Below are 19,076 nucleotides of genomic sequence, written 5' to 3' on the forward strand. Positions count from 1 at the left end.
GATCAAGCCTCTCCTTCTTTCATTATCACTTCGTCACGGTCGTCAACTCAAATTTAGAATTGATTCTGCGCATATCAATACCTAGTTTGGACATTATCCTTCAATTGCCTTTTTATTAACAATAATCAAGTTTGCGAATCCTGCTAAAATGAGCGACACTCCAGCAAGAAGCATTGTATTTATTGTCGCTTCCCCAAAAAGCAATTTATAAGTGAAGTTTATACCTCCAAGTGCAGCTACAATCTGAGGAATAACAATAAACATGTTAAAAAGTCCCATGAACATGCCCATCTTTTTACCGTCAATGGCACTCGACAGCATAGCATATGGCATTGAAAGTATACTGGCCCATGCCATTCCAACAGCTACAAATGAAATGTGAAGCATCCAAGCTTCAGATACATAGAACATGGATATAAACCCTAGTCCACCAATGATCAGGCTGATCATATGAAGATATTTTCTATTGATAGAATACTTGCTGGTTACGAACACCAACAGCAGTGCATAAGCCATAGAAGCCAAACCATATGTTCCCATATAATAACCCACTTGAGCAGAAGCAGCATTATACTCTTCAGAATTTGATGGTTCAAATACATGCTCTGTCAAAGCGATATTGGCAAAATTCCACATGGTGAAAAATGCAAACCATGAGAAGAATTGGACAACACCAAGTTTTTTCATTACCAATGGCATACTCTTGATGCCGCTAAAAATCTCCTTTACTCCATGTATAAATCCTTTGGCTTTTTCTTTCTCTTTGCGGAATGCTTCAAGGTCTTCTGGTGGATACTCCTTGGTGGAAAATATCGTATACAGGATTGAAATCATAAATACTAGTGCACCAACTGCGAAAGCTACTTTGACTGAGTCCGGAACTACTCCGCCGGTTGAATCATTAGAAACGCCCAGATTCGTTACAAACCAGGGAAGTCCACTTGCTACCCATGTTCCTATACCTATAACAAGCGTTTGAACTACAAATCCAAATGATCTTTGTTTTTCTGGAAGCTTATCTGCAACTAATGCCCTAAATGGTTCCATACTGATATTGATGGAAGCATCCAGTATCCATAGAAATCCAGCAGCCATCCATAGAGCTGATGAATATGGGACAAAAAACAAAGCAATGGAACTAAGAACTGCTCCTATTAGAAAAAATGGTTTTCTCCTACCCCAACGTACACTCCATGTTCGATCACTTAAGTATCCAATGACAGGTTGAACTAAAAGGCCTGTCAATGGGGCTGCAATCCACAAAGCAGGAATCTGATCTTTTGAAGCGCCCATAGACAAAAAGATTTGAGACATAAAACCTCCTTGCAGGGCAAATCCAAATTGGATTCCAAGAAACCCAAAACTCATGTTCCATATCTGCCAAAAACTGAGTCTTGGCTTATCAGAGCCTAGCGAAACATTACTCATTGTTCGCAGCATTTGCTCCTACATAATACGCATATGGCTCCAAGGAGTCCATCTTCTCAGAAACCTCTACACCTGAAAAGAAATCGGTGAAAGAAATCAATTCAGCTATAGATATATCTTGAGGTTGATCGGAAAGGTTGATCAATGTTGTCACCGTATTATCTCCCTTAGATCTTTTATAAGCAATGACATTGGTATTTCCAGTCGGAATAAATGTAGGTCGACCTCCAAATTCTCCATTGAAAAGTGCTGCATTGTCATGCTTAATATCTACCAGCTTTGAGTAGAATTCCTGATATTTCACATCGTCCCAATCGATCGAGTCTTTTTCAAAGAATGCTAATCGCTTATTCAGACCAGCTTCTTGCCCACTATATATCAATGGCATACCCTGAATGGTAAATGCTAAGACTGCAAAAGCTTTGTGCCCTTCTCCGAATCGTTCAAACACAGTACCATTCCATGAGTTTTCATCGTGGTTGGTAGTGAAATTCATTCTAAATGCATTTGTAGGGTAGCGGCTATAGTCCTCATTAATAAAGTTGACTAGATCGTCTGCATTCTTTTCGCCTTTCGCAACATCATTCATTGTATGATGAAACCCCCATCCGTACGTCATGTGAAAGGCATCTTCATGCATTTCTGGTTTCTCTTCTTCAGCCAACATGAAAAGGTCTTTATCCATATCCAATGAATCCTTTGCTCTGTTCCAAAAATCCATTGGAACAGCACCTGCGACATCACATCGATATCCGTCAATGTCCGTTTCATTTATCCAAAATCTAAGCGCTGAAATCATGTCATTTTGCATGTCCATGTTTTCAAAATTTAAGTCTGCCACATCCGTCCAGTCTGTTCCTTCTGGCCAGGTCACATTTCCAAGAGAGTCTGTGTTATGATATCCTTCTATTTCAGTCCAGGCATGGTCAAAAGACGTATGATTAGCTACCCAGTCCAGGATAACCTTCATTCCCCTGGAGTGAGCATCGTCCACCAAGTTCTTAAAGTCTTCCATGGTACCAAACTCGGGATTCACAGCTGTATAGTCCCGAATTGAATAATAACTTCCTAGCCCCCCTTTCCTATTCTTTTCTCCAATTGGTTGAACAGGCATAACCCAAAGAATGTCTACTCCTAATTCTTCCAATCGCGGTAAATGGTCTTGAAAGGCATTAAAAGTACCTTCTGGAGTATACTGCCGTATGTTAACTTCATAGATAACCATATCCTTTGCCTTTTCTGGATACATTATTTCGCTAATGTCTGGCGCTTTCGTACTATTAGTTGTAGTGGAACAAGACCAGGCTACAATAGCCAGTAAAATCAAGTGGGTAAGTATTTTCATTCTTTTCAATTGTAGGTAACTATTTCAAAAGTATTGGCTGGTACAACTAGTTCTCCGTCTTCCATAAATCCATAAAAATTAATGTCCCCTCCTCTGGATATTTCAACTGAAACCTGCTCTTCAGAGGTATTAAAGACGGCTACTACCTTGTTGTCAAAATATTGACGTGAAATAATAAGGTGCGTATCAGAAACACCTAAAACTTCCGTGTCTCCATATATCAATGCCAGGTTGTCCTTTCTGATCTTTATCAATTTCTTCGTGCGCTCAAGTGTTGCTTGCTGGTGCCTATCCAAGTTACCAAACTGCATTTGTCGTCGATTATCAGGATCATTACCTCCGGGAGAACCATATTCATCACCGTAATAAATACACGGAATGCCCGGAATAGTCATCATATAAGCAGTCAACGCTGAAAGCTTTTGATAGGCCAGCGTGTCTTGAATAGCTATTTCTCTATTCCATCCTGCATACTTGGTGTCTTCTCCAAACTCCAGTGATCCATCAGCATATGAAATGAATCGAGGACGGTCCTGATTCCCTGTGATGTAACCCATGAGATTATGATCTCCATAAAATCGGATACTCTCTTGAAGTGAATTAGCCAATTCTTTCATAGACCCTCCACCTCCACCAAAAGCAGAGACCGCTCTATCGTACATGTTAAAGTCAAATTGTGCATCCAACATGCCTGAGCTTATATAGCTTTTAATTAACTCGTGACTTCCATAGGTTTCCCCTATTTGGAAAACCGGCTGTCCAGTTTTACTCGCAATTTGCTCTTTCAATTTATAGGTCAAAACTCTCCAAAATATCTCAGGGATGTGCTTAGTAGCATCATGTCTGAATCCATCAATTCCATACTCTTTCAACCAAAAGATGGCCGAATCAGTCATTGGATCAACCGTTTCCATTCGAGAGAGATCAAGCGTAGGCAAAAACGTATCAAACCAGGTAGTTAGTCTCTGATCATCCCATCGTTCTGTGTTTAAAGATCCGTCTGGCAAATAAAGATCTGTTGCCCAGTCAGGATGCTCTTGGTAGATTGGATGTTGCTCATGCACATGGTTGGCTACATAGTCCAACAGTACATTCATGTTCTGGTCGTGCGCATTATTTACCAGTGATCTAAATTCGTCTGATGTACCGAAACGATGGTCTACACGGACATTCGAGATAGGCCAATAGCCATGATAGGCTGAAAAACTAGTCTGTGGCTCTGGGTATTTCCCGAAAGCCCCTTCTGGGTTTTGTGTGATGGGAGACAGCCAAATCGTATTTGTTCCCAGTTCTTCAAAATACCCTTCATTAATTTTTTGAGTTATTCCCGCAAGATCACCTCCAAAATAATCTGCTTTCGGATGAACCTCAGGTATATTCAAAGGCTTGTCATTTTCTTGGTTGCCATTGTTAAAACGATCAACCATCAAGAAGTACATTACCATTGATTCTTGATCACGTCGAGCTATTTGGTTTGGCGAAGAAAGTACCACCCCTTTGTGTAATGGGATCAATACATCATTACTGACACCCTTCTGATTGTAGGCCCATAATCGGATTTTTGATCGTTCTACCTCTTTAGCATTACCAGGAATATTGAGAGTAACCTTATTATCCTGAATACTAATCATGCCCTCAGGTATCAATGTATTTTCCCAATAAGCATACACCTTTTCAATCTGATTATTGCTTGTAAGTGTGATAGAGCTTGAACTCTTGTCTTCGGTTTGGATCCGAGGAATAAGATTTGGATCCGAACCAGCAATCGTTATGATAGAATTCCATCCGCCCATACCATTGCTAATGGAATCTGGGTTGGTCGGATCTCTTTTCTCTACTCCATCCACAACATATAAGTATTGGTAAGTGCCTTCACTTATTGTTTCGTATCCCGAAAATCCATTTCCCTTTCTTTCCAAAATGGTGTTATTAGGATTCCAGGCATTGAAGTCTCCTTTAATCTTGACATCCGAGACTTCCTGTCCAGCTTGATAAAAAAAGGAGTGCAATGATTTTTTTGTTCGCTTAAGTAGCACACTCTCTCCTACTCCTTGTGACCAGAAAGTCATGTTGTAGAGAGCTTTCTTAGGTCTACCTAAAATGCCAATCACAGAGTTATCAACATCCACATAAAAAGGGCCATCTGTAGTAATGGAATCCAGTCTTGAAGCATCTAACACATAATCACTCAATACAATCTTCGTTTCTTGAAGATCCAGATTAATGGGAGTAGCCTTACCCACTATCAATGGGGTGTCCAATAATGTGAGCGATTGATTTGTAGAATCGCAGGAAATAGCAAAAACAATAATGCTACCAAGTAAAAACCATTTCTTCATCGGTGTAGTCTTTTTCGACTGTCAAAGTGTGTTCAGATTTAAGAGTATCTCTTCTTTCTTGTTCGAATGGATCAAAATTAGAGATGGGCTGTACATATGAATAGCAGTCATTTTTAAGACTTCCGCCACTCCAGTTTTCTAGTTCTGCTTGATCAAAACCATGAAGAACGATCTTCAGGTTTTTGATTTTGCTTTTGTAGTCTCCTTGGGCTTTTAGAATTTTAATTGAGTTTCCTTCAGGATTGAAGTGAATCTTTCTTCTGTGATATGCCCCATTTTCATTGTCATGTGAAACCCCATCATCCTCGTAATACTCAACTTGATTTGATTCGCTTCCCTTATATATATGAAGCTCCAGATTCTCTCCTATGTCTTTTGAATTCAGCGTTACATCAGAGTAAACAGGAATAATAGATGACGCTTTGATAAATAGTGGTAAATGCTCCAGCGCGTACTCACGGATCATTTCATTTCCTCCTTTTAGCTTTTCATCAGTAAAGAACTCATACCACTCACCGGCAGGGAGGTATACCTTCCCATATCGTTGATCACTTGCCAGAGGCGCTACTAAAATGCTTTCTCCAAACAAGTATTGATTTTCATAGTCAGATTCGTAAATCTTGGCGTCTTGCGTATAGTCAATACATAAGCTTTTCGTAATAGGAATTCCTGTTTCGGATGCCCTCAAAAATGCCCCATAAATGTATGGAAGTAGCTTATATCTAAGTCGAATATAGTTCTTCGAAATCTCTTCTACCTCTTCTCCATAGGACCATGGTTCAGAATCGTGCGAGTTGATCATGGAATGTCCTCTAAAGAAAGGTGAAAACGCTCCAACCTGAATCCATCGGGCAAACAGGTTACTTTGTCCGTTTCCGGCAAACCCGCCAACATCATACCCTGAGAACGGCACTCCTGATAAGCCTAGACTATTGACCATTCGAACACCTAAAAGCATATGTTCATCGTTGGCTACATTATCACCCGTCCACAAAGCACTGTAGCGTTGCACACCTGCAAATCCCGCTCTGGTAAGCACAAAAGGGCGTTTTCCTTTCAAGTTCTCTTTGGCTCCTTCATAAGCGCTTCTAGCCATCTGCATCCCGTAGATGTTTCTTCCCTTGCGTGTGGTACCTCCGTCTCCTTCAAAGTCAAACTCGATATTTTCCGGAAGCATTTGACCCCAAGTGGCGATCTCATTCATGTCATTCCAGAAGCCTTTGATTCCCATTTTGGTGTAAGACTTCATCATGTCCTTCCACCATTCACGCGTAGAGTCTTTCGTGAAATCAGGAAAATTACACCAACCTGGCCATACCTCTCCTTCATAGTTTGTGCCATCAGGGTACTTCAGGAATACATCCTCCTTTTTCCCACTGGTATATGGATCATATTTGTCTTCCATTTTAATCCCCGGATCACAAATCACGACCACCTCAAATCCCATCTCCTTCAAAATATCCACCATCTGGTCCGGATAGGGAAATCGTTCCTTATCCCAACTAAAGATCTTATACTGATCCATGTAATGGATATCCAATACGATCACATCTGCTGGGATATCTTTATCTCTAAATTTCTTTGCAACATCTAATACCTCCGTATCTGGGTAGTAGCTATATCGGCACTGCTGGTATCCTATACTCCACATTGGAGGAAGGTTTATACGCCCTGTTAACCAGGTGTAAGACGCTATTATCTCAGCTACTGAACCACCGAAAAAATAGTAGTTCATATCACCCGAATCCACAGAAAAGCTGGAGAATCGATTATTGGAAGCACCAAAATTAAAATGGCTTTTATAGGAGTTGTCTACAAATATCCCATAGCTCAGGTCATCATGAATGCCCATATAAAAAGGAATGGATGCATATAAAGGGTCGGCCTCTATGTCATAGGCAAAATGGTCTGTATTCCAGTTTTGGTATCCTTTACCTCTTCTATCCAATGGCCCAGTCTTTTCACCTAGCCCTACAAATCGCTCGTTTTCTTGAAGCTTTTTGTACACGGTGACTTGCTCGCCCTGTGTTTGCGTCCCAAGACCAGCGTCATCCTCATTGATAATTTTTCCCTCTTTGTTTAAGAATGTGAATAGTATAGGAGACTTATTGATTACGATATCTAACGACTCTGAAGTAGCTATAAGCGTCTCGCCGTGATCTTCCACTGAAAAAGCGACATTTTCAGGATTTTGAATAACCGCATATGGATTTTCATCCCTGTGCTTACCTACCTGATGTACCCTCACAGTCTGCTTATTATAGAAGGTTAATTCATAGGTATTGTCTTCAGTATAAACCTGAATGCCATGATCATTTGACGTGTATGACTTTACATTCCCTCCCATTTGTATTCGCTTCTTGCGTTCACTATTGGCAATATCCAACATAATATAATTCCGTCATTAAGTTGAGTGATAGGGTCAAATTAATGAATATTCTTGCAGCGGAGGGTAGTCTTATTTCAAAAAAAATAACGCAAACGGTTGCGAAAGCTCCTGATACTGAAGATTTTGTAAAAAATCAGACTTTTCTCGACAAATCACGAGCCAATAGCCTCATGAATCAATACTGACGTTTACAGTCGGGTTTGGGCAAAACCAAGAGAAGATCTCAAGTCCAGTATTTGACAGACCAGTTTTAATCCTCATGATTGATTGGCTATATTCTATTGAATGATATTGATCTCTAGGAAGTAACGTAAATTCTGTACCACCTAAGTTAGGCACAAGACACTTGAATAAATACCATTCGTTCAGTAGATCATACACTTTATCCTCAAAACCCGACCACTCATTCATTGGATGAACTTTTGGAGCTAAGCTCCAACCTAAAGAGCTAATTTTATCAAAAGATAAATACCCAAAAGTGGGTATTGTGAATTCCATTTTTTACTGTTCTTTTTGGAAGAAAATAATCAAATGATAATGTTTACTCGCAAATGTTTCATTTAGTTATTAGCAAACTTTAACCTTCAACCGAACCTAATTATCTTATGCGCTATAAGTATGTGCTTACAATCGTCTTCACTGTTACTCATGAATACAAAATCAGTCATTTAAAATAATATGCTATCTACTAGAAATAAGAACATCTTTTACTTACTGTATTTCTTAGGAAATTTCCTGTTTGCTCAAGATTTCTATATTCCCAAGTTTGATGAAATAGTCGAACCTTCTCCACAAGCAGCTACTCTTGGGCAATACGGATTTCTACCTCCTAATCAATACATGGGTACACCTAATATAGGAATCTCTTTATATGAGATTGAATTCGAAGAATTAACTATTCCATTGTCACTTTCTTACTATATGCCTGGATTAAGACCCAATGATGAAGCCAGTTGGGTAGGTTTAGGTTGGTCACTTAATGCTACATCCGTTATAACCAGATCCATAAAGGGGAGAGACGATTTATTAGATCAATATTCCGATATCGAAATTGGTTGGATTTTCAGAAAGTCATTGTTGGAGTTGACGGATAATCCAGAAGATGGCTATTGGGATGGATCCACCCAAACTCTGCTATCAGGGTCTGATTTAGACAGAGTTGACGCTGGTGATGATATTGACATGGAGCCCGATATTTGGTCTGTAAGTCTTTTCGGCAAAAGCATCAAATTCATTTTGGGGCACTATTCATATCCAGACCCTGAGATTGAAGTAATAGTTCTAAATGAAAAAAATTATAAAATATCATTTAACAAAGACACTAAAATATTCAAGGTTATTGATAACATTGGATACGAATATATCTTTGACTTAATTTTAACATCAAATGGAATTGGTTCAAATGTACCTGGTACCTGGAAAACTCCCTCCTCTTGGTATTTAAGCAAAATAATATCACCTAACAGTACAGGTAAATCAATTGAATTTAATTACTCATCTAAAATTGAAGTAAAGTCCGGGCGAAATTGGTTTCAATATGGGAAGGCCAATTACAATATCTTACAAGGAAATTGGACAGGTCAGACTGCTCCACAGTTTCAAGTTCCTTGTGACCCTTTTTTCAATTCGAGTTTGTATAGCAATTCAGGGTTTGGGCCTAGTAAATATTACATAGGCTTGAACTATTCACTTAGTGAAGAAGTATACTTAACATCCATCATTAATGGCCCTGAAAAAGTAGAATTTAACACCTCAGATAGAGAAGATCTAGAAACTAAAGAAGCAAATGAACATGCTCAGAAACTTGATAATATCTCGATCTACTTTGGATCTGAATTGAAAAAAAGAATTGGATTTAATTTCAGTTATTTCAATCAAAGTAACACTTATACTAAAAAAACTCATTTTTATAGATTAAAACTAGATGGCCTTTCTGCACAAGAAAGACGATATACTTTTTCCTATTCTAGTACAAATAATCTCCCATCAAAAGAAACCCAAGAATTTGACTGGTGGGGGTATTACAACGGAAAAGATCCTAATGGTTGGTTATTCCCTCCTCATTCCGACTACACTTCATCTTGGGCACATAACACTACTACTGGATTCTATAGGTCTCCAGATAGTAACTACTCAATAAAAGGTGTACTTAATAGAATCACTTATCCTACTGGAGGCTATACTCAATACATATATGAACCTAATGATGTCCAATTAAGAGATAACTCAATTTATGAATGGGAAGATTCTCCTGAACTTACACCCAATGGACCAAAGAGAAATGTGGAAATAGGTGGTTTAAGAATATCAAAGGTGAAAGATTACGATATAGATGGGACACTAACTAAGACTCATGAATATAACTATACGGACGCCAACGACACCAATCTATCCTCAGGCTTGTTATTGGATGAAGAAATGAGATTTAGAAATGATTATGAAGTGAAAAAAGTATATAATACATTATGCGATGGACTTGATTCTCCTTTCCCTTCAGGGACTGGCTGCAAGGCTCAATATTCACAGTTAAGCTCCAATCCAATAACTTCAATTCATTCAATTGCAGATGGTTCTTTTTATGGATATTCAAGAGTAGAAGAATTAATAATAGACATTAACGACGCTTCTAATTCATATAAAATCATATCAGAATTTGTCAATAAGCCATACCAAGTAAGTGTTATCGCACCATATTCTGATAAAGCAATAAGTTATTTTGGAAGTGGAGGTTGTCATGAATATTTAAAACCTCTTTCTATACGAAATGTAAAATGGCCTAGATCACTTAGCGAAAACAATGGAAAGATTGATTACCAAGAAATGTATGACTCGGATGGAGTAAAAATCAAATCAATAGACTACAATTATTTATCCCTAGGAACGAATGAAAGATATTACGCTGGAGTAAAATCATTTGGTGGTTATACCTCAGGAGGCCCTATAGGAACGAATACTAAACTAGTCGCATTTCAGAATTACCCTGTTTCTATAAGGAAACCTGTTTTAGGATCCATGATAGAGGTAACACATTTTAATACTCGTGATCTCACTTCTTCAACAGGTTACTCCTATAACTCAAAGTGGTTACCAAAATCAAAAACTTATTCCACGAGCGATGGTGATGCTCTTGTTACTAAATACTATTATCCAGTGGATTACACAGACCATGATATTGCCTTTGATTTAGTTCAGTCTAATATAGTTGCTAAACCAATTAAAATAGAGGAAGTCAAAAAAGGAAATCTTATCTCAGGTACAGTGTATGATTATGATGCTTGGGGCAAGCCTACAGAAGAATATAGATATGAGTCTGATGATTTAAAAGCTCCTGAAGCCCATGATCCAGAATCATTGATCCCTTCAGGATATAGTAGCATTAATGAAATTTCTTATGTAGGAAGTAAAGTGAGTCAAATTGAAAGTAGATCCGGTATTAATAAAAGCTATATCTGGGGCTATAACCATCGTTACCCAATTGCAATAGCTGAAAACGCCAATAAAAATGAGATTGGATATTCAAGTTTTGAAAGCGGTTTCGATAGTTGGGAAGTGAGTTATGGAACAGTTCCTGATGATGGTGTTACTGGTAAAAAGTGTATAGAGCCAATAGATGCTTCAATAAAGTCCAAACATCAATTTCCGCCTGGTACTTATCGTATATCAATGTATTCAAAGAATATAAATGGTACAGGAGGAACAATATCCATTCAAAACTATGGAGGTATTGCACCTTTTTGGCCAGGCAATAATGAATGGAAATACGATGAACGCATCGTAACTCTAAACAATACTGAATATCTAACTTTTGAATCTTCGGCTCAAAGTGGAATTTATATCGATGATTTAAAAGTAATGCCGATCGATGCTGAAATGACAACCTACACTTATGATCCACTCATTGGAATTACACATGTGGTAGACCCTAATGGTAAAATCCATGAATATCAATACGATGAAAAAGGCAGGTTGATAGAAATACGCGATCCGGAAGGAATGCTGTTGAAGTCATATGAATATCACCTGACTACTGATTAGTCACTAGCCAATTATAATATGTTTAAAAAAATACTCATACTACTCCTAGCAAGCTTTTCTTTATCATCATCCTTCTCTCAAGGATATGAAGATCATAGTATAACCTGGTCCCATCAAGATTGGATTTATTATTACAGTCCTGTTAGCGGAGGTGGTTCAGTCAGGCTTGATATTGTTGATAATGTATTAACTGTACGTTTCGACGCAAGCTTTCAAACTGCCTATGTAATAACCACTCCATTTGAGTTAAATACAACACGCCAATTACCCGATATGACACTGGGACAAATAAACGGTGGTTATACCATAAAAATAGAGGATGGAAAACTAAGAGCCACGGGACCCCAAGTGGCAATAGGGAACTTTGGCAATAAGACCTTTACTCAAGAACTTCCTCATATAAACATATCTGCAAATAAAACAGGGGTATGTCCAGATGATCCTGTGACCATTACAAGAGGATCTTATTATGGAATAACAAGTATCTATGATTTGAAATTGGAGAAAAGTACTTGGAATGGGTCGAGTTGGACAAATTTCAACTATGTAGACAATCCGTCACCACTTGACGGTTCAAGTATCTGGGCTCCTAAGCCAACCAAGAGAACCAGATATCGAGTAAAAGGAGATTATGCATTCAACGGAGGATATTCAGTATACAGCAATACTATCGAAGTTGGTGTCGCCAAAGCTTCTCTTAAAATGACCTATCAGGGAGGAACATCTACAACCTTTCCCGATGCTCCACAGGGAGCAACGGTTGGCTTTAATTTAGATTTAGATAGTGATTATTCACTAAGTTCTGGACCGTGGGTTATTAACGGAAATCATGTTGCATCAATCAGTAGTTATACATTTGATGGTAAAAACCCAGTCACCATTAAGGCATTGGTTCAATCAGCCGCTCTTGACTGTAGTTTTTATACCAATGATGTCACTATAACGCCTAAGCCACACATTGACATACAAGTCGATAAGTCTTTTACTTGTCCAGGTGACCAATTAAGAATTACAAGAACATCTTCCTACGGCACCACAGATCTTTGGAATCTAAGGTTACAAAAAAGTATTTGGAATGGATCTGGGTGGTCAAACTTCACCGATGTTGAGAGTCCTAATCCATTAGATGGTGGAAGCATATGGAATTATAGTTTTGAAAAGCGAATAAGGTTTAGAGTAATTGGTGAGTATGCGTTTGAACTAGGTTACACAGTTGAGAGTAATATTGTTGAAGTTAATTCTTGCAATCAGATAATCACGCGAATATTACGTTTTCGAAATTTCACAGAAAATGCACCCGAAAATCTAAGCAACGAACATGTCAGCACTTTTAAACAATTCTATGATGGACTTGGAAGATTAAAGCAGGAGGTTTCGGTGATGCAATCACCGCAAGAAAGCGATTTTGTTATTCCTCATAACTATGATGGTTTAGGTAGAGAAGCCATTCAATACCTTCCATATGTAGACAATCAGAATCTTGGGAAATATAGAGAGAATGCTATTCAGGATCAATTAGCCTTTTATCAAACGGCTACTGATATCTCCAATTCTTCCACTCCATTTTCAGAACGAAGGTTTGAAAATAGTCCGTTAAATCGGGCTCTAGAACAAGGAAGCCCCGGCGAAGCTTGGCAAATAGGACAAGCAACCGTATCCTTCGAATATTTACTCAATTCGGTAGATGAAGTCATTCAGTGGAATCACGTGAATCTGCTCACTAACTCAGAATCCTATTACCCCGAGAATCAACTCTATAAGAATCAAACAACTGATGAAGATGGCAACATAACTAACGAGTATGTGGATAAGCTGGGAAGAACCATTTTGAAGGAATCATTCATAGATAGTGATTGGGCCAAGACCTATTACATCTACGATGACTTTGGGCTTTTACGAGTTGTCATTCCTCCGGAAGCGACCAGCAAACTGAATACAGATTTTTTTGCTGCTAACGCTGATCGTCAAGCGTTTTTGAATACATGGGCGTTTCAGTACACCTATGATGCTCGAAAAAGAATGAGCGAAAAGAAAGTGCCAGGCGCAGATCCAATTCACATGGTGTATGATAAATGGGATCGGTTAGCACTGACACAAGATGGCGTTCAGCACAAAAATGATAGATGGTTATTCACATGTTACGATGCACTAAATAGGCCCGTAATGACTGGGATCTTAAATGATTCCCGTACTAGAAGTGAACTTCAAGCCTCGGTTGGATCGATTGGTTCAGGTGATACCTATAGATTCCTTTCTTTCATAGGTACTACGACCAATCACGGGTATAATCAACATGCATATCCGCATAATAATACCACAGGAGGAGTCATTGATGAGGTTTTGTCTGTGACCTACTATGACAATTATGAGTTCAAGACACTAACGAATTTATCAACAGCAAACTATGTCAGACCATCAGAATTTGAAGGAGCAAATGTAGATGCCTTTCATATTCTTCCAGTCTATAATTCAAAGATCAAAGGGCTGGTCACAGGAACAAAAACCAAAGTGCTTGATACCGATGACTATCTAACAACCATCACGTTCTATGATGATAAGTATAGAGCCATTCAAGTGGTTAGTGAAAATTATGTCAACGGTATCGACATCATAAGTAATCAGTATGATTTCACGGGGAGTATTCGAGAAATAAAATCGGAACATTCAGAAGCAGCTAATAGCCATACTATATTGATAGAATATGAATATGATCATGCGAATAGGCTACTTCAATGCTTTCACACACACAATAATGGTGATCGTATCGAACTTTATTCCAACGAGTACAATCAGCTTGGAGAACTAATAACCAAAAACCTGCACTACTCAGAAACTGATGCTGCATATATGCAGCAAGTAGATTATGAGTATAACATCAGAGGTTGGTTAAGAAGCATCAATAAAGCCTCATTATCTAATTCACCTGAAGAATTAGGCCCAACAGACTTATTCAGTCTTGAGCTGATTTATAATACGCCAATTCCATCTCTACCTAACAACTAATCTATGCTCTCACAGAAAACTAAGGTATTATTTGCTTCATTTATTATTTGTTTAAGCTTTACAAACCTATTCTCTCAAGGATTTGAAGATGAAGATGGAAACCCCATAGATCCTGATGATCCAATTGGTGTTCCGATAGGTGGTGGTGGAAATTGTAATCTAAGAGCTGGGAGTCTGTCTGGTACCCAGACGATTTGCTATGGAGGGAATCCTTCAACAATCAATGGCTCTTCTGCTAGTGGAAGCTCCTCCTATAGCTATCAATGGCAAATAAGATCTCTTGGAGGAAGTTGGTCCAGTATTTCCGGGGCTACCGGGAGGTCCTATAATCCACCGGTTCTCACTTCTACCAAAGAGTATCGTAGGCGAGTTAAAGCATGTAATAAAACAAAATATACAGGTTCGATCCGAATTACAGTTCGTTCATCATTAAGTGCTGGATCAATTGGAAATGCTCAAACGGTATGTTATAACGGAAACCCATCAACCCTGTCGAATGCATTCTCGGCATCTGGAGGTAATAGCATTCATTCTTACCAGTGGCAGCAACGTTCCTTAGGAGGCAGCTGGGGTAATATTTCAGGGGCAACCGGCACCACCTATAACCCTCCTAACCTCACATCAACAAGAGAGTATCGAAGAAGGGTAGTTTCATGCAGCCAAACAAAGTATTCCAATACGGTAAGAGTCACCGTAAGGTCGGCTCTTAACGCCGGAAGTATCAGCAATGCACAAACAGTATGTTATAATGGGAATCCCTCCACCCTGTCAAATGCATCCTCTGCTTCTGGAGGTAATAGCAGTTATTCCTATCAATGGCAACATCGTTCTCTTGGTGGCAGTTGGAGCAATCTTTCAGGAGCAACAAGTACCACTTATAATCCGCCTGTCCTCACTTCATCGAAAGAGTATCGCAGGAGAGTCGTGTCATGTGGTCAAACAAAGTATACCAATACAGTGAGGGTAACAGTAAGATCATCTCTGAACGCTGGAAGTATCGGAAACGCTCAGACAGTTTGTTATAATGAGAACCCTTCTACCCTATCGAATGCATCTTCACCTACCGGTGGGAACGGTAGCTACGCTTATCAATGGCAACAACGCTCTCCGGGTGGTAGTTGGAGCAATCTTTCCGGAGCAACCGGATCTGCCTATGATCCGCCTAACTTGACTTCATCAAAGGAGTATCGACGAAGAGTTGTTTCATGTAGTCAAACAAAGTACTCTACCAGCATTACCGTAACAGTTAGATCCTCCCTAAGTCCTGGAAGCATTGGCAATGCTCAAACCATATGCTACAACGGTGATCCCTCTGCGCTATCAAATGTATCCTCCCCCTCAGGTGGTAATGGAAGTCACTCGTATCAATGGCAGCAGCGATCCCCAGGCGGTAGCTGGAGTAATATTTCAGGAGCGACCAGCACAACCTATAATCCTTCAGGTCATACCTCATCAAAGGAGTACCGACGAAGAGTAAGTTCGTGCAATCAAACAGTTTATTCGAATACTGTAAGCATTAGTATAAGCATTCCAAATACACCTACACCTCCGTCCATATCACCCAATATCTGTGGTCCAAAGACGCTTACGAGAGCGAATCCTCCATCCGGAGAAACCTGGTACTGGCAGACTATAGAAGATGGAGAAGATACCTCGAATTCCGAACATGAGTATCAAGTAGGAACTCCGGGGTCATATTATCTTCGATCAGTCTCCAATGGTGGTTGCTGGGGACCAAGTGTAGAAGTATCCGTCACGTTAGATGCTGTACCTGATAGTCCATCCATTTTACCAATTAGTTATTCACTTGATGGAGCCCTGCTACAAGCAGGTACGGCTCCAGCGAATGAGACGTGGTACTGGCAAACTACAGAAAGTGGCACAGATGAAACGAATCCTGATTCCTACATTGCCACCTCAGCCGGAACGTACTATATAAGAAGTAAAAATGATAATGGCTGCTGGAGCGCTGCTTCCGCCATTACGCTTAGCGCTCATGAACCAACCAATGTCAGTCTGGAGAGCCTTTCCAGTGAATCCATGCTCATCCGCTGGTCAGGAGCTGGAAACGAGACCGGATTTAGTATCTACCGTGCCACAAGCCTGGATGGCACGTTTGCTGAAATTCATACCGCTGATGCTACAGATTCAGAATACATTGACAATGGATTATCTGTAGGCACGACCTATTTTTATCTTGTGATGTCTCTGGTAGGCACTGAAAAATCTATTGCAAGTAATGTGTTGGCTGAAACTACACCTGATGAATTTACCGGAGATGAAAACCAGGTGCACCAAGCCCTTTTCAATGGAAATATCTCTGCCATGCGATGGAAGGGAGCCAATGATGACGAAGAGAAGCTATATACCTATGGATACGACGGCCTCAATCGGTTAAAGAACGCCCAATATGCTGGTAAAGTGGCCAATACCTATCAAAAAGATAAAGGTTTTTTTTCTGTTCCCAATATTGACTATGACTTAAATGGTAATATCACGAGTCTTACACGTCAGGGAATCAATGAATCAATGAATAAAGACATCATTGATGAGCTTTCCTATACATATGGTGTGGGTGGAAGTAACCAATTAAAAAGTGTAACTGATGCAAAGGGAGTCGCTGGTTTCAAGGATGGAAATACCTCTGACGATGACTATCGTCATGATGAGAATGGAAACATGATTCAAGACCTGAATAAAGGAATCACCAATATCGAATATAATTATCTGAATTTACCAAGCAAGGTCATTTTCGATTCCGAAAATTATATTACATATATCTACGACGCTTCAGGTATCAAGCTTCAACAAAAAGTGTTCAAGAATGGAACACTTAGTAAAACAACGGATTATTCCGGGCAATACATCTACGAAACCGAAGGAACAGAAGCAACACGGAAACTCCAGTTAATTCAGCATGAAGAAGGCCGAATTGTCCCCGTATTTGCGAGTGGTAGCAAAGCAATCTCTGGCTATGACTACCAATATCACCTTAAAGATCACCTCGGTAACGTCAGAGCCACCTTCTCAACCACTCCTGAAAATTATACGATGATAGAAACCTTTGAAACCGGTGAAGAGAATGGTTGGCAGGACTTAAACAGGCATACTAATCAGCAAGCCAATACTACCAGCTATGAGGATGGAACAACCGGTGATGAAGTACAACTTCTCCAAAGCGGACAGACGGGGGCTTTGGTATTTATTGGACTAAATAAGAGCGATACGATCAATCTCTCGGTGAATGCCAATTATGAGGTAGCACCAAGTGACAACAATTTTGCAGGAACGGTATATTCATCTCTTTTTGGTTCGTACAACGGCTCCATTGGAGATGGTGAAGCTGGAAGTGCCGTGGCAAACGAATTCAATGATGCTCTAAGTGGTGCTGATATGGCTGGTAAAGGAGATGCTAATGAAGCTCCAAGAACTTTCCTGAATTACATTTTCTTCGATAAGCAGATGAACTATATCAAAGCGGGCTTCAAGCAAATATCAACAGCCGCATTGGGAGCAGGAACTCATGAAACGATCAGCATCAATGACATCATAGCAGATCAGGAGGGCTATATCTTAGCATATCTATCAAACGAAAACCAAGAAGCCGTAAACGTCCATTTCGATGATTTTACGGTTTATCATGGGAAAACGAATGTGGTGAGCACACAGGATTACTATCCATTTGGTTTGGCTTTTAATGAAAGTGTGAGGACTGCATCAGAGCCTCAGAAGTATCTGTATAATGGTAAGGAATTACAAGAGGAAACAGGGTGGCTAGATTATGGAGCAAGGATGTATCACTCAGAGATTGGTAGGTTTTTTGTTCAAGATAGATTTTCTGAGAAGTACATGAACTTGAATCCTTATCAGTACGCAGCGAATAATCCTATATCCAATATTGACATAAATGGGGATTCAATAATTACAGTCAATATTCAAGATCAAACTGGATTTGTTCATGGTCAAAACAGAGTTTACATCGATCATACCGAGTTGGAAAATCTCACGCAGATTTTACATTTTGCAGCAGCAACAGAAACACATATACACATTAATAGCTCGTTCCGTACAAATAAGAGACAGCAAGAGTTGAATGGTGAAGATTCGGATGCAATAACTCCAGCTCCTGCAGGTAATAGTCCACATAATGCTGGTGTAGCCTTAGACTTTAATGTTTACAATGATAACGATCCCTCTAAGGGGTTAATGGGTCAAAATGCTAACCTAACGGATAGTAACCCATTTATTGATGCTTTAAAGAATGATAGTTGGTCACCTAATTGGAGATGGGGTGGAGATTTTAGCACTCCTGATCGTATACATATTGATAATAGACCAGATGAAGTAACTTTTGCTGCAATGAGGGATGCAAACCAGCAGCAGATGAATGGAAATGTTGAAAGTGCTGTAAATGAATCTTACATCTCAAGAGTAGAAAATATGAATATTGGAGGTACAAGAAGATCACAAAAGAAGCTAAGTAGAATAGGCTTAAGAAGTGCTTGGCGTGGACTTAAGAATGCTTTTAAATAGACAG

8 protein-coding genes are annotated in these 19,076 nt (G+C 39.5%); 3 read left to right on the forward strand and 5 right to left on the reverse strand.

What is annotated here, in order from left to right; translation table 11 throughout:
• Window positions 1-93: 93 nt before the first annotated feature.
• From ABJQ32_03855 to ABJQ32_03875, 5 genes are all read right to left on the reverse strand, one after another.
• Window positions 94-1,428: an MFS transporter gene (locus tag ABJQ32_03855; protein MEP5288756.1), complete on the reverse strand. Its 1,335-nt coding sequence runs from the start codon at window positions 1,426-1,428 to the stop codon at window positions 94-96.
• Window positions 1,421-2,773: an alpha-amylase family glycosyl hydrolase gene (locus ABJQ32_03860; GenBank protein MEP5288757.1), complete on the reverse strand. Its 1,353-nt coding sequence runs from the start codon at window positions 2,771-2,773 to the stop codon at window positions 1,421-1,423. The genes ABJQ32_03855 and ABJQ32_03860 overlap by 8 nt, the downstream gene beginning before the upstream one ends.
• A gap of 5 nt (window positions 2,774-2,778) precedes the next feature.
• Entirely contained in the window at window positions 2,779-5,112 is a 2,334-nt protein-coding gene (locus ABJQ32_03865) for an alpha-amylase family glycosyl hydrolase (protein MEP5288758.1), read from the reverse strand.
• Window positions 5,087-7,501, reverse strand: a complete 2,415-nt coding sequence (locus tag ABJQ32_03870) for a glycoside hydrolase family 31 protein (protein MEP5288759.1) — start codon at window positions 7,499-7,501, stop codon at window positions 5,087-5,089. The genes ABJQ32_03865 and ABJQ32_03870 overlap by 26 nt, the downstream gene beginning before the upstream one ends.
• Window positions 7,502-7,669: 168 nt before the next feature.
• A complete protein-coding gene (locus ABJQ32_03875; protein MEP5288760.1) occupies window positions 7,670-7,999 on the reverse strand; it encodes a hypothetical protein in 330 nt (109 codons plus the stop codon).
• Between the two features lie 180 nt (window positions 8,000-8,179).
• On the opposite strand from ABJQ32_03875, the gene ABJQ32_03880 reads away from it, so the two are divergent.
• From ABJQ32_03880 to ABJQ32_03890, 3 genes are read left to right on the forward strand one after another with little or no spacing between them, the layout of a single operon-like run.
• Complete coding sequence (locus ABJQ32_03880) at window positions 8,180-11,536, forward strand: RHS repeat domain-containing protein (GenBank protein ID MEP5288761.1); 3,357 nt, start codon at window positions 8,180-8,182, stop codon at window positions 11,534-11,536.
• Between the two features lie 18 nt (window positions 11,537-11,554).
• Complete coding sequence (locus ABJQ32_03885; GenBank protein ID MEP5288762.1) at window positions 11,555-14,539, forward strand: DUF6443 domain-containing protein; 2,985 nt, start codon at window positions 11,555-11,557, stop codon at window positions 14,537-14,539.
• Window positions 14,540-14,542: 3 nt separating this feature from the next.
• Window positions 14,543-19,072: an RHS repeat-associated core domain-containing protein gene (locus tag ABJQ32_03890; protein MEP5288763.1), complete on the forward strand. Its 4,530-nt coding sequence runs from the start codon at window positions 14,543-14,545 to the stop codon at window positions 19,070-19,072.
• Window positions 19,073-19,076: the final 4 nt, after the last annotated feature.

This window comes from Marinobacter alexandrii (assembly GCA_039984955.1).
Taxonomy (GTDB): Bacteria; Bacteroidota; Bacteroidia; order Cytophagales; family Cyclobacteriaceae; genus Ekhidna.

Coding starts and splice junctions, on each gene's coding strand:
- ABJQ32_03855 (MEP5288756.1), bottom strand. CDS start 1,428: ATGAGTAATGTTTCGCTAGGCTCTGATAAGCCAAGACTCAGTTTTTGG.
- ABJQ32_03860 (MEP5288757.1), bottom strand. CDS start 2,773: ATGAAAATACTTACCCACTTGATTTTACTGGCTATTGTAGCCTGGTCT.
- ABJQ32_03865 (MEP5288758.1), bottom strand. CDS start 5,112: ATGAAGAAATGGTTTTTACTTGGTAGCATTATTGTTTTTGCTATTTCC.
- ABJQ32_03870 (MEP5288759.1), bottom strand. CDS start 7,501: ATGTTGGATATTGCCAATAGTGAACGCAAGAAGCGAATACAAATGGGA.
- ABJQ32_03875 (MEP5288760.1), bottom strand. CDS start 7,999: ATGGAATTCACAATACCCACTTTTGGGTATTTATCTTTTGATAAAATT.
- ABJQ32_03880 (MEP5288761.1), top strand. CDS start 8,180: ATGCTATCTACTAGAAATAAGAACATCTTTTACTTACTGTATTTCTTA.
- ABJQ32_03885 (MEP5288762.1), top strand. CDS start 11,555: ATGTTTAAAAAAATACTCATACTACTCCTAGCAAGCTTTTCTTTATCA.
- ABJQ32_03890 (MEP5288763.1), top strand. CDS start 14,543: ATGCTCTCACAGAAAACTAAGGTATTATTTGCTTCATTTATTATTTGT.